This is a genomic window from Paenibacillus glucanolyticus NBRC 15330 (genome assembly GCF_004000885.1).
GTDB lineage: Bacteria > Bacillota > Bacilli > Paenibacillales > Paenibacillaceae > Paenibacillus_AQ > Paenibacillus_AQ glucanolyticus.
In genome coordinates this window covers 270,558-284,706 of the sequence record NZ_BIMC01000006.1, presented here as the reverse complement: position 1 = coordinate 284,706, position 14,149 = coordinate 270,558, and the positions used below count along the sequence as shown (strand labels likewise).

Below are 14,149 nucleotides of genomic sequence, written 5' to 3'. Positions count from 1 at the left end.
TCTTGCAGTCAATCCCGTTGGAGTCCCTGGCGGGGTCGAATCACTTACGGTTATCGATAGAGTCTGCGCCGCTCCCGTGCTGAATGTAAACGTCAGGTTCACTGTACCCACTGACTGCGCAGCAAGGTACTCCTTCTTGATCGTCACTGTGTTCCCGCCTGAAACGGTATAGTCCGTTCCCGGCACCAAAGTCTCCGTTCCAGACGTAATGCTGCTCAGCGTATTGCCATATAGCGTCCATGTTGTCGTCACATCCGTATAGGATGCGGCTTCGGCATATTTGTCAAAGCTCGCGATCGCCGGACTGATCATGTTCTCTGGCAACACGTTAAAAGCGTAGGCATCGGCTATTCCAGCCGAAACGCCATTTCCCTGAGCCTCAAGGGCTAAAACATAAAGTACATGCTGTCCGTATGGCAGCGAGGTCAACGTTCCAGTCCAGTTACCTCCGGACGGACTCGCCTTCACCCAAGCACCTTCCGTATGATCGAGCTGGAAGTATACGCCTTGTACCTCCGGGGAATAGGGGCTGTAGGTATTAGACACTTCGAAAGTAAACGTCGTATCCGGACCGTAAGCAATGTTACCGGACAATGGTGAAATCGCAACAGTCAATGGATTCGTTGTACGCCCGGCAAAGTCAAACGTACTCACATTGTTACTGTCAATATTGGCGACATAGACTTTGTTCGTCACTGGATTCACCGCCACCCCCACAGGTCCTTTTCCCGCCAGTACGGCCGTAGACGTGTTGCTCTCACCGTCAATGATGCTCATGGTATCGTTGACAATATTGGCGACATAAATTTTGTTCGTCACCGGATTCACCGCGACGGCCCTTGGCCCATATCCCACTGCTACTGTCGTCGTCCCGTTGTTCTCACCGTCAATGACAGTCACATTGCCGATGAAATTATTGGTGACATAGATTTTGTTCGTTACCGGATTCACCGCGACGGCATTAGTAACGTTTCCCGTTGCTACCGTTGTCGTCTCGTTGCTCGCGCCATCTATGACAGTTACGTAGTAGATCTTATCACTGGTCACATAGATTTTGTTCGTCACCGGATTCACCGCGATTGCCCCTGGCCCATATCCTGTTGCTACTGTCGTCGTCTCGTTGTTTGTACCGTTAATAACCGTCACATTGTGGCTTTCCGTATTACTGACATAGATTTTGTTCGTTACTGGATTCACATCGATTGCAGAAGGACCGGCTCCTGCATCTACCGTTGTCGTCTCGTTGCTCGCACCATCAATGACCGTCACGCTGTTGCTACCACTATTGGCAACATAGATTTTGTTTGTTACTGGGTTCACCACGACTTTCGCTGGATAAATTCCTGTTGCTATCGTTGTCGTCTCGTTGCTCACCCCATCAATGACAGTTATAGTGTTGCTGTCAGAATTGGTGACATAGATTTTGTTCGTTACTGTATTCACCGCGACGGCAGTAGGATTAACTCCCACTGCTAAAGTCGTCGTCTCGTTGCTCGCACCGTCAATGACCGTCACGCTGTGGCTGCGAATATTGGCGACATAAATTTTGTTCGTCACCGGATTCACCGCGACGGAAATAGGACCGTCTTCCGCCTCTACCGTCGTCGGTGTGTAGCTCGCACCGTCAATGACCGTCACAGTGTCGCTCATTTGATTAGCGACATAGATTTTATTCGTCACCGGGTTCACCGCGACCGCAACAGGAAAATCTCCCGCTGCTATCGTCGTCATTGCCGTGTCGCTCTCCCCGTCAATGACCGTCACTTTATCGTCTTCATTGGCGACATAGATCTTGTTCGTCACCGGGTTCACCGCCACGGCCTCAGGACGGTATCCTGCCCCTACCGTAGTCATTGCCTTGTCGGTCGCTCCGTCAATGATCGTCACGTTATTGCTGCTCGTATTGGCGACATAGATTTTGTTCGTCACCGGATTCACCGCGCCCCCCCAAGGAGCACTCCCTACCTTTTCCGATGACATGATCGTGTCGCTCGCCCCGTCAATGACCGACACAGTACTGCTGTAAATATTGTTGACGTAGATTTTGTTCGTCACCGGGTTCACCGAGACTCTAGAAGGACGGACGTCCGTCACTAATGTCTTCTTGTAGGTCGAGCCTTCAATGACAGTCACGGTGTCGTCTACTTGATTGGCGACATAGGCTTTGTTCGTCACTGAGTTTACCGCGACTGCAACAGGTTTATTTCCTACCTTTACCTCTGTCGTTTCGTTGCTCATGCCGTCAATGATCGTCACGGTGTTGCTATTAACATTAACGACATAAATTTTGTTCGTCACCGTGTTCACTTCGACTGAAGTAGGAGAGGACCCTACTGCTACCTTTGTCGTCACCGTGTCGCTCTCTCCGTCAATGACAGCTACTTTCTGTTCGCCAAGGGTGACATAGATTTTGTTCGTCACCGGGTTCACCGAGACTTTTTCAGGATTTTTGCCTACCTCTATAGTCTTCGACTTATTGGTCGCTCCGTCAATGATCGTCATGTTGTGGCTGAGTTTATTGACTACATAAATTTTGTTCGTTACCGGATTCACCGCGACTGAATAAGGCAAACGACCTGTTTCCACGTTTTTCAAACTCGTATCTGCCGAAGTCGACTCGGGTGCCGCAAAAAATGCTGCAATCAGAAGAATGATTAAGACAATCTTCAGAATCCGACTCCGTCTAATCGATAACACGACATATATCACTCCCATCTTTTCAATTATTCTGCAGTGTGACGGCTTGTTATAGAGAATTCCTCCCTTGCAATTAACACTTCATGTATCACTATAAGAGATTATTTGGGTTACAGGGTCTCAAGTTCATATCAATTTTGTCTCAAATGACTCACGGATATTGCAAATTAAAAGAGGATTTCCGCCAAATACTCTCGAAGTTTTAAACTTTATAAATTAGGACTTTTTGCGTACTTGCATTTACTTTATGTCACTTTAGAATTGGAGAAACATTATGGGGAAACTTGGGGAAGCACTTTCTGTGGAGCGGACTCGTCTGTTCGTAGGAAGGGATAAAGAACTCCGCTTCATGAAAAATTGGTTAGTTCAGCAGGATGCCCCCGCCGAGGTGCTATTTATTTCTGGCATGGGCGGAATTGGTAAGTCTGCGCTTATGCTTCAATTTCTGAACATGGCGCAACGAGAAGGAGTAAACTCGATATGGCTGGATGGTAGGGTTTGCATGGACACGCCAGCCGGATTCCTAGAATCGTTAAAAGCCTTTCTCGTTCATCATCCGCTTGTGACAGCTTCACACCACAAATCCATTCAGGATATCATCGCCGAGATGGCTCGCGGGAAATTGCTTCTGTGTATCGATAACTATGAGTACATTCACAAAATAGAGGGCTGGTTCAGGGAAGCGTTCCTTCCAGGGCTGTCCGCGAGCGGGCTGCTTGTCGTTCTGGCATCCAGACAAGACCTGTCATTCTATTGGCAGATGGACCTGGCATGGCAGAATAGAATTAGGCATATCAAGCTTGGTCCCCTCACGGGAGGAGAGGCGCGGAACTACTTTTCTCAAAGAGGATTGGCAATAGAAAGTGAGGTGGAGCAACTCATCGGCGATTCACAAGGATTACCTCTCGCTATGGCGCTATTTGCTGAGCATCTGTTATTCCCAAGGCCGGAATCAGCCGCTTCAGTTATGCCCATTTCCATGCGGGTCAGCGCCGAAATGCTGCGTGAAGTCACCTCCTCCGAATTGAAAGAGGTACTGGAATTGCTATGTATTTTACCGTATGCGGATCCGAAGTGGCTGGGCTGGCTACTCGGAACTCCCTTATCCATGATGGATCTTGAGCGGCTCACTGGGTACTCCTTTATCCGTCCGACAGCGGGGGGTCTGGCACTGCACGATGTAGCGCGAACCTTTTTAATCGAGGACCTTTTGCAACGTGAACCTCTGCGTTTTCAGGAACTAAGAATAAAGATTATGGAGGGATTGACGAAAGAACTCAAACAAGCGGGTGGACAAGAAAAAAAGCGGATTGCTTCCGTTATGCTATCGACTTGCCGGGATATTTTTCATCTGAATTCCATCTCGATCATTTCTGCCAATATGGAGCTCATGGAAATGCAGCCATTTCGCACCCCGGATCTGCCCCAGTTGCATCAAATCATAACGGAGGATATCGCGTACTCCATCTCTTCAGAGATCGATCACGCCCTTCTAAACGCCCTGGCTGAGCAATTTCCGGAGAGCATTCATGTGTTCCGCTCTGCAGAAGAGGTTCCGTTGACATTTACTGCAGGCGTCCTGCTTTATAAAGAAACCATTTCATTACTGGATCACTTTATACCGGGCGTGTTAGACGACGTTTTTCCAAAAGAAATCAAATATATGCGGCATTTGCCCATTGAGCAGGCGGATACCTATTATCAGTTACTCACAGGCGTTTCCACTCGCAAAAGCGATTATACTTTTCATGAATTGGTCGGTACGATCGTTTCTGACTCGATTATTCACTATACGGCGGGTCTTCGTCACGTCATCCTCACCACTTATGAGCAGACCAACGAAATGCTTGGAAATCTCGGTTTCCAATCGAGGCCCCTTCCAGGCAGAACGAGGGAACACCCCCTCTATGGCGCACTCATTCATACACGTGATTTGCGCGGGTCCGAGGTTGGCGATCATATCCTGGACCTGGTTAAAATTCCTTTAGGTGGGGAAAAAGCGGGTACGTCTTATGAGTTTACGGAAAAAGAGATGATAGCGGCACTGACATTGATGGACAATCCTACTGCTCTCGAACAATCGGATCTGGCACGCAAGTTATCGTGCAGCGGACCCGAATTGCAGCATAAACTTCAAAGTGTTTTTTCTAATCATCCCCCTTTTCCACTGACCAAGAGAGATCAGGCATTACTGAAGATTCTCGCAGAAGCTCCGCTGATCACTGCGGAAATGGCGGCTGAGCAGTTGTTCATAAGTCGTGCCACCTACTACCGGGCGCGAAGAACGGCGATTCAAAACCTTATAGACATGATAAAGGGTGCGACGTAACCGCAAAAACAAGGAAAGCCCTTGTTGATTCGGGCTTTCCTTCTTTGGGGATTACCTTATTACCTTAGCTTCCTCGGACAACTTCTTCAGATCCCGTCGCCGTCCGATGGATTACTTGCTCATTTGTGCCATCATTTTTAACAGAACGGTCACTGCTTCTGCTCTGGATGTTTGATTTTGAGGATCAAATTTGTTTCCGCCTTTACCATCGATGACGCCCATGTTCTTCAATGCTGTCACGGCACCTGTTGCCCATGCCGGTATGTCCTTGTCATCCGCGAAGCTGGTTGCGGCATTCGTTGTTTCGACTGCCAGGTTGAGCGCTCTTGCGATCATCGCTGCCATCTCAGAGCGTGTAATTGCAGCATTGGGACGGAAAGTACCGTCCTCTTTCCCTATTATAATCCCCGCTTCTACCGTTTGTGCGACTGCTTTCCGTGCCCATGAACCGATCTGCGCCGAATCCGTAAACGTCAGATTAGCTCCATTTCCCTGCAGCTTCAATGCGTTCATCAGCATGACCGCAAATTCAGCACGCGTCACCATGCGATTCGGCTTGAATGTTCCGTCCGTATAGCCAGTGACGATACCATCGTTTATCGCTTGTTTAATGTTTGTCTCTGCCCAGTGTCCGGCAATATCAGTCGGTTTTATGGTTGGTTGTTCTTGTTCTTTAGGTTTTTGGGTTGCGAGTACGGCAAATTTCGCAAAGTGGCTGGTACTGCCGCTAACTTTGCCCGTATTCCAGTCAGCCTTGATATGGTCTAACGGAATCCATTCTCCTGTTGCTTCATTTAACCAATAGACGGCGACCGTGTAGTCATCCTGATCCATCTGTCCTACATCAAAAGGCAAGGTAAGGGTCACAGGTTTGTCAAAGTTTCCAGCTAAGTTCTTTGTGATCTCATAAGTCCTGCTGATGATTTTATTGTCTTTTGGTCGCCATTCTTCTTTTAAATTTGAGACGTCCTCTATGTTTACTGTAAAAACACTCCTAAATACACCGACAGGAAATGTTAATTCAACACCTCGAATGGTAATCGTCCCTCCTTTGCTTGGATCGATTTCATTTTGAGGTCGTGGTATGGGTATGGTTGTCGGTGTAGAGGATGTTGAGGGCGTTGAGGGTGTTATCGGTGATGTGGGTATGGACGGTGTTGGCGGAGTTGATCCTGCCACAGAGACCGAAACCGAGCTTTCTCGCACCTCCTCACCGTTTAAATACACGGTTAAGCTATAGTTCTTCGTTTGGTAAGTCGTGTTTTTCGGTAATGTAATAGCGGCTTCGGCACTGCTGTCACTGCCGACAATCGCTGTTGCAGCTTCTACCCCGTCAACGTACATTTTTAAAATCTGACCCGTAAGATGTGAACCTGTAATGGAGACGGTCGTACTTCCCCCGGTGTGGGTAAGGCTGGTTGGATTGGCAGAAATACCGGTCACAACAGGTACAGCAACCGTAAAGCTTGCACTTGCTGCATCCAGTGTGTTGCGGCTCGCATTTTGCAATACATCTCCTTCCACCATCACATGGTATAGACCATTCTCAAGTGAATGGTTAAACGTTAGCGCAAATGTATGAGACGCTTTGTCGTAGCTGCCTGCGAAGTCTGTGAACGGTTGCCCATCCTTTTCAAGGTGCACAAGCGTTTGTATATCCGTGTCCTCTACTTCTCCCCCGTCTGTCATCCGGTAGACTGCTTCGCTGACTGACAATTCGATGGTAAGCGGTGGGGTAGGGAAAATTTGGTTATCCGTAAATCCGAAGGTAATGACAGGCTTGGTCGTATCGTACATGAAGCTCAAGACTTCGGACGCTTCATTCTTATGTCCGGTTGCATCCATGGCCTCGTCCGCCGCCACTTGCACGGTCACCATCTGGCCGTTCGCCATCGGCGTAACCGCAGCCGTGTATGTCTTCGAATCAACGGTGGCCAAGTTGGTAATTGCAGCATTGCTTACATGGATGCCCTCTGCGGTAAAACCGGTTACAGGTTCGCTGAAGGTCATCGTAATGGGAAAGGAAGCATTAACCGTACCGCTTGCCGTGCTTGACAGGGTAACCGTCGGCGGTGTGTTATCGAGAACAAAAGCATTCGAGACCACTTCGGCAACGTTTCCTAGCCGATCTGCCGCATGAATGTGTAAATACCAATTGTCGTCACCGCTTGTTTGCTCCAGCGTATCCCCACTCACGAAATTCTTCCAGCCTTCACTAGGAACCGCACTGCTTTGTGTCCAGGCATATTGCAGCGAAGTATCATCGACATTGCTCACCGTGTCTGTCACGGTTACTTTACTTTCCGCTGTTAAAGCCGGTAACGTATTGCCGTTGGGTTCGAATTGAATGTCGGGAGGTGTGGAATCCTTCAAGACGGTAATTGTGTAAGTTTTGCCGGGTTTCAAGTAGGGCTCAACCCGAATCGGGATGACTGTTGAATCTCCCGAGATATCAACCGTCGCTGTGCTTCCGCTTGGTACCAGCTGATTGTTGACATATAACGCTCCATTAGCAACGTCTTCTAATGTCGCCGTTACATGAATGCTTGATAGCTCTGGGTCAATATAGGACGTATAAGATAGAGTGGATGGTGAGAACGGAGTGTCGAATGAACCTTCCTGCAGAGATAGCCCCTTCAGGTTGTCATTACCGGGCACATTCGATTGTCCATAATAATTATAGCCCCACGCGACGACCGTGCCATCTGACTTCAGCGCCAACGAATGATCGATTCCTGCTGTGATGGCCACGACATCGCTCAAATCCTTTGGCACATTCCTTTGTCCATCATTATTAGAGCCCCACGCGACGACCGTGCCATCTGATTTCAGCGCCAGCGAATGCCTGTATCCTGCTGCGATGGCCACGACATCACTCAACCCGTTTGGTACAATCGTTTGCCCACCATTATCTGTGCCCCACGCGACGACCGTACCATCTGACTTCAGCGCCAACGAATGATCGATTCCTGCGGCGATTGCCTTGATATCAGTCAATTCCCCTGGTACATTCGATTGTCCATAATAATCCCAGCCCCATCCGACGACCGTACCATCTGATTTTAGCGCCAGCGAATGGTGGTATCCTGCTGCGATGGCTTTGACACCCCCACTCAATTTTTCGATTGGCACATCCACTTGTCCATAACCATTATAGCCCCATCCGACGACTGTACCATCCGATTTCAGTCCCAATGAATGGCCCCATCCTGCTGCGATGGCCTCTAAACCACTCAATCCCGTTGGCACATTCGTTTGTCCAAAATAATTATAGCCCCATCCGACGACCGATCCATCTGATTTCAGTGCCAACGAAAAGTTATCTCCTGCTGCGATGGCCTTGACACCATTCAATTCCGTGGGCACATTCGTTTGTCCAAAACCATTATCGCCCCATCCGACGACCGTTCCATCTGATTTCACCGCCAGTGAATGGTCGTCTCCTCCTGCGATCTGAGTTGCTTTGATTGGTGAGGCAGGATCTGATGGCATAGACGATTGACCATTGTTCCCCATTTCTGCCGCTGCCGACGGATTCCCATATGGAACGCTGAACATCATGATGGAAAAGACCAAGATCAGAACCATAACTTTATTTCCTGATTTACGCATTCTTCTTTCTCCTTTCAATTGCTGAACATAAAGCACGGCATGACAAATAAAAGCAACGTGTCATTATGATTCTAATGGACCTTTCTGGTGAATGCCGTCTCACTTTCATCGCAATTTTGTCTCATGAAATCCACTAACTTGGCACAAAAGAAGTTGATTTTTACACGAGCCTGTTGAAAAAAGTAGAAATGGAAGAATGATCGGATATCAGCAGATTTGCAACGTGGATGTTTGAACACATTAAGTAGCTTAAAGATCACATCTCCAAAAAATCCTGTCCGCTTATCGCGGACAGGATTTTATTTACTGCTAGCTTTGAAACTTTACATTCTATTTTTTCTCTTGCCCGGCATACTCTCTGTTCGTCGCTTCAAGCATTGCTTCCCAATTCGCATAATCCGTCTCTCTATCGATATACCGATCGAAAAGTGATTGCAACCGCATTTGGACTCTCATGAGAGAGGCCAAATGCGGTTAGCAGACGGAATGTTATAAGATTTGACTGTAAACACAGAGAGGTAGCAGGACTGCGCCTCCTTTTTGTGTCTAATAGTTTCGATTGCAAGATAAACTATGTTAAGACGGATGAAAATAGTTGATTTTGTTAAGTGTCTAATCTTACTTTTAACGTTAAAGGAGAGCTGATTTATTGGAAACATTGCAGAATCTCTATCATAATCCTAATCCTCCCTCTTCAGCAACACAACACACTCCACATGGCTTGTCTGCGGGAACATGTCCACCGGCTGCACCCATTCGAGCTCATATCCGCCGTCCAGAAGGACCTTGCAATCTTTTGCCAAAGTTGAAGGGTTGCAGGATACGTACACAAACCGCTTCGGCTTGGTGCGAAGCACCGTCTCCAGGAAACGCGAGTCCAGGCCGGTACGCGGCGGGTCGGCTATAATAACGTCCGGCTTCATGCCCTCCTTGACCCAGCGCGGCAGCAGCTCCTCGGCCTGACCGACGTGGAAGCTGGCGTTAACCCGTCCGTTTCGCTGCGCATTCGCCTTGGCATCCTCCACCGCTTCGGGGATCGTCTCGATCCCGCGTACTTCCTTGGCATAGGGCGCCAGCCAGAGCCCGATCGTGCCGGTTCCGCAGTATGCGTCAATGACGGTCTCTTTTCCCGTCAGTCCCGCTGCCGCCCGGACCGACTCGTACAGCTTGACCGTCTGCTGCGGATTCAGCTGGAAGAACGCTCTCGGCGATAGCGAGAATTGCAGATCGCTCAGCGATTCCTGCATGCTCTCTGCGCCCCATAGCGAGATCGTCCGGTCACCGAAGATAAGCGAGGTTTTCTTCGGATTGATGTTGAGTGAAATTCCGCTAACCTCCGGAATGGATAGGCGCAGCATGCGGACGAGATCATCCTGCCGTGGCAGCTTGCCGCCGGCCGTGACCAGTGTCACCTGCAATTCCCCGGACTGGAATCCATGACGAACCACGATGGTCCGTACGCCGTCCTTGTTTCCATTCTCCTTGTGAAGCGGAATCCGCAATTCTTCCAGTACGGATTTAACCTTCTCCACCGCTTCGTTTACCTTCGGATGCTGAATCGGGCATCCGCTGATGTCCACAATCGTATGGCTGTCCGCTTCATAGAGTCCCGCGATCACCTCATGGCCTTTCCGTTTCAGCTGCAGCTGCGCTTTGTTCCGGTAATCCCATGGGTGCTCCATGCCGAGAATCGGCTTAAACTTAACAGCCTCCCGTCCCGCATACCGGCTGAACGCCTCGCGCACGATATCCGTCTTGGCCTGCAGCTGGCCCTCATAGGAGATATGCTGAATCTGGCATCCGCCGCAGATGCCGAATACCGGGCAGGGAGGTTCGATCCGGAAACGCGAACGCTTCTCCACTTCCACCAGCTGGGCCTTGATAAATTTAGGCTGTACCTCTTTCACCTCGGCTTTGACCACTTCGTTAGTGATCGCGCCGTCGATAAACACCGCCTTGCGGCGGTAATAACCGACACCTTCGCCGTTAATCCCAAGCCGCTTGATGGTAACAACAATGACATCGCCAGCCTGCAGCTCATCCGCGTGCTCCCGCCCGGCTGAAGGCCGCGGTCCCCGGACCTCTTGCTTATATTTATGAGAGGGTTTCGCCTTCGAATACGATGACTGATCCCGATTCTTCCCATATCCCTGCTTAAAAGCCGGCTTGGCCCCAGCTTGATTCGCTGCAGCCCTCTCACCCGGCTTCTTCCCGTATGCTGTTGATTTATGGTTGTTTTGGGTTCCTTGTCCGGAACGTTTCTGCTCACTCATGCCTTGATTTCTCCATCCTTAATGGTATCGTGTCCAATATACCATGCCGATCCTGTGAATGCTAACAAGCAATCATCCATATTCCCGGATTACAGCTGTGCTCTTCGTCATCGGCGGGGTCGCCTCGCCCCTCGGTGTAGCGCAAAAAATATTTTTTTCCAATTTGGAAACCATGAGCGAAACTTCAACGTATAATCCCATTATCATACATTCTATTATGGGGGTATCTTTTATGTCGTTTTTTAACAAAATGCTAGCCAGTGTAGGTATTGGAGCAGCCCAGATCGATACACACCTCGAGAAATCCTCCTATTATCCCGGTGAGGAAGTACGCGGGGTCATTCACATTAAGGGAGGCAGCGTCGAGCAGACGGTGGACCGCATTTACTTGAAACTGATGACGGAATATACCAAGGAAAGCGACGACAAGAAATACATAGAGTCCTATACCATTGCAAAAGTTAACGTCTCAAGCCGTATCACATTGAAGCCCGGAGATCATCAGGAAATCCCGTTCTCCTTCCCTCTCCCGCCGGAAACGCCGCTCACCATCTCCAGACAGCCGGTATGGATCCATACCGGACTCGATATCGATAATGCCATCGATCCCAAGGACCGTGATTTTATCGAGGTTGAACCGAACCCGGCTGCTTCCATCGTGTTTGATGCCGTAGAGGATCTTGGCTTCAGCTTCAAAATGGCGACATGCGAATATCACCCTCGCCTTGGCCGGGGCGTGCCTTTCGTGCAAGAAATTGAATTTTATCCAGGCTCCCGGTATGCCGGTCATATCAAAGAGCTTGAATTGATCCTGTACCCGGAGCAGGACGGCATCTCGGTCCTGGTCGAGGTTGACCGCAGAGGCCGAGGGGTATCCGGCTGGCTCCAGCGCTCTCTTGATATGGATGAGCAGCATTCCTGGCTGACGCTGGATGAGCAGGAGCTTGAGCAAGGTCCTTCCCATGTGGCAGAGCTTATCGACCGGATCATTCGGCGATCGATTTAATTAGAAATGACCCGCAAGCTGGATCACTTCAAGCCAAGTGTCCATCCTGCGGGTCAATTTTTTTCATTGTACTCGCTTCATATTAATAAATCGTCCGTTTCAGCTCATCGCCAATGCCGGATTTCCGGTAAAAATACGTATTGATGATATCCCGCCACTCTTTCGAATGTTCCGCCTGATGGCGAAGCCGCCCCATCACAGCCTCATGACGCTTCGGATCAACAAGCCCTTCCAGCAGACGCCAACGCTCTATCAGTGCCTCCACCCCATCCGCTCCTTCAAAATGCGAATCATAGATGTGCTGTATCACGGTTTTGCCGGAATGAAGCCGGTGCGTGTAAGGAACATGGTGGAAAAAGAGCAGCAGCTCATCCGGGCACGAATCAAGTGATTCGTAGCGCTCGGCATTTTCCGCGAAATATTGCCCCGTGTAGCCTGTTCCGTCCTTCACCGTCCGGTTTACTCCCATGCCATGACAATCGGCAAAATGGTACGTACCCCACACCGAATACTCATAACCGTCCACGTTCGGCCCATAATGATGCCCCGGATTGACCATCCAGCCTACACCCAGCGGAGATGTATAATTCTCATAAATGCGCCAGGACTCCGCAAGCATGGTTGTCAGTTGTTCCACTACGGCAGCATGGGTGCCGAAGGTCTGCTTGATCCATTCCTCCGTAATCTCGGCCTCGGACAAATCCGGATTCCAGGCCAGCCGCCCGTAACCATACAGATTGGCCTGTGCAAGTGTATGTCCAGTCCAGTTCTCATCATCGCCTACATTGATGACTGCGGTGATTCCGCAGTGCTTGTAATCATACAGCTCACCCGATGCCACCCTCTGGATCGTGGAGCCTTCTCCCCGGGCATACGTGTCGAAATCCAGCACGTCCTTCCACTGGGGAACGAGGTAGCACAGATGTTTTTGCTGTCCCGTATATTCTTGCGTGATCTGGAATTCCAGCATCTGATTGGTCTGCGGCATGGCGCCCAGCAGAGGAGATACCGCTTCTCTCACCTGAAAATCCATCGGGCCGTTCTTGATCTGCAAAATGACGTTGTCCCTGAATTGTCCATCCAGCGGCTTAAAATGATCGTACGCCGCGCGCGCCCGGTCCGTCGCCCGGTCCCTCCAGTCCTGCATGCAGTTATATACGAAACATCGCCAGATGACAACGCCCCCGTATGGAGCCAATGCCTCTGCCAGCATGTTCGAACCATCCGCATGCGTCCGGTTATATGTAAACGGACCGGGACGGTGCTCGGAATCAGCTTTAACAACAAAGCCGCCGAAATCCGGGATATAGCGATAGATTTCCTCCGCTTTTTCCTTCCACCATTGACGGACGCCAGAGTCCAGCGGATCGGCCGTCGCAAGTCCTCCGAGCTGCATCGGGCTTGCATAATTGATACTCAGGAACAACCGTATTCCATGCGCGCTAAAGATCCCGGCGACTCTGGCGACTTGAGGCAAATACTCGGCAGTAATCAGCCGTGTCTCCGCTTCATGTACGTTGACGTTATTGATGGAAATGCCATTGATTCCGATAGAAGCCATAAGCCTGGCATAGTCCCGAATTCGCCCATCATCCTCTATCAAGCGCTGATCCTTGAAGAAGATCGACCTGCCTGCATATCCCCGTTCAATCGAGCCATCCATGTTGTCCCAATGGTTCATCATCCGAAGCGGATTCCGTGGATTCTCCATGAGATCGATCCGCTCCGCGGGCACCTCCATTTGCAGCAGTCTTAACAGATGGAAAGTCCCGTACAGGATCCCCTTGTCCGTCCTGCCGACTATGTAAAGGCAGCCACCGTTCTCCTTATCAGCGACATGCTTGAGAAGATAGCCCTCCTCGTTCAAATCCTGCTGAAGCAAGTCCGAATGAAGTTCATTCGGCAAAGATTCCCTAACCGTAGCGCATCTGATAAACGCACCTTGAGCCAAGCTTTCTCCTCCAACAACGATCTCAGGTGATTGTCCGCTCATCTCGCGAATGCCGTATCGCAATTCGCGAACCGCGGCTTCTACCGTATCCGACCATTCAGAGACGAAAATCCTGGACCATCCAGGCAGTCCCTGTAGAGAATCCCTTGGCTCGTATCGCAGCCAGCCGCGGTCAGCAGCCGAATATGGAAGCTGTAACTCCGTGATCTCCATGACTTAAGCCATCTCCCTCCATATGTAAGCGGCAGGTGGACACGGTCATCATGCTCTTTTAGAGCAAC

General features: G+C 49.9%; 6 protein-coding genes. 2 read left to right on the top strand and 4 right to left on the bottom strand.

Going from position 1 to position 14,149, the window contains the following annotated elements; all coding sequences use genetic code 11:
- On the bottom strand, positions 1-2,697 hold a 2,697-nt coding region (locus PGL02S_RS12605; protein ID WP_218029247.1), incomplete at its 3' end, for a X2-like carbohydrate binding domain-containing protein.
- Between the two features lie 349 nt (positions 2,698-3,046).
- On the opposite strand from PGL02S_RS12605, the gene PGL02S_RS12600 reads away from it, so the two are divergent.
- The gene (locus tag PGL02S_RS12600) at positions 3,047-5,026 is read left to right on the top strand and encodes a hypothetical protein (RefSeq protein WP_148248046.1); all 1,980 of its coding nucleotides are present in this window, start codon (positions 3,047-3,049) and stop codon (positions 5,024-5,026) included.
- Positions 5,027-5,137: 111 nt separating this feature from the next.
- On the opposite strand, the gene PGL02S_RS12595 is transcribed toward PGL02S_RS12600, so the two are convergent.
- Together PGL02S_RS12595 and rlmD are read right to left on the bottom strand one after the other, a co-directional pair.
- The gene (locus PGL02S_RS12595; RefSeq protein ID WP_051449233.1) at positions 5,138-8,638 is read right to left on the bottom strand and encodes an S-layer homology domain-containing protein; all 3,501 of its coding nucleotides are present in this window, start codon (positions 8,636-8,638) and stop codon (positions 5,138-5,140) included.
- A 680-nt stretch (positions 8,639-9,318) separates the two neighbouring features.
- Positions 9,319-10,911 carry a 23S rRNA (uracil(1939)-C(5))-methyltransferase RlmD gene (rlmD, locus tag PGL02S_RS12590; RefSeq protein ID WP_036641165.1) on the bottom strand — a complete coding sequence of 531 codons (1,593 nt, stop codon included), beginning with the start codon at positions 10,909-10,911 and terminating at the stop codon, positions 9,319-9,321.
- Positions 10,912-11,143: 232 nt separating this feature from the next.
- Between rlmD and PGL02S_RS12585 the strand changes: the two genes are divergently transcribed.
- Entirely contained in the window at positions 11,144-11,917 is a 774-nt protein-coding gene (locus PGL02S_RS12585) for a sporulation protein (RefSeq protein WP_036641162.1), read from the top strand.
- 82 nt (positions 11,918-11,999) lie between these two features.
- On the opposite strand, the gene PGL02S_RS12580 is transcribed toward PGL02S_RS12585, so the two are convergent.
- Entirely contained in the window at positions 12,000-14,081 is a 2,082-nt protein-coding gene (locus tag PGL02S_RS12580) for an alpha-glucuronidase family glycosyl hydrolase (RefSeq protein ID WP_036641159.1), read from the bottom strand.
- Positions 14,082-14,149: the final 68 nt, after the last annotated feature.

Coding starts and splice junctions, on each gene's coding strand:
- PGL02S_RS12600 (WP_148248046.1), top strand. CDS start 3,047: ATGAAAAATTGGTTAGTTCAGCAGGATGCCCCCGCCGAGGTGCTATTT.
- PGL02S_RS12595 (WP_051449233.1), bottom strand. CDS start 8,638: ATGCGTAAATCAGGAAATAAAGTTATGGTTCTGATCTTGGTCTTTTCC.
- rlmD (WP_036641165.1), bottom strand. CDS start 10,911: ATGAGTGAGCAGAAACGTTCCGGACAAGGAACCCAAAACAACCATAAA.
- PGL02S_RS12585 (WP_036641162.1), top strand. CDS start 11,144: ATGTCGTTTTTTAACAAAATGCTAGCCAGTGTAGGTATTGGAGCAGCC.
- PGL02S_RS12580 (WP_036641159.1), bottom strand. CDS start 14,081: ATGGAGATCACGGAGTTACAGCTTCCATATTCGGCTGCTGACCGCGGC.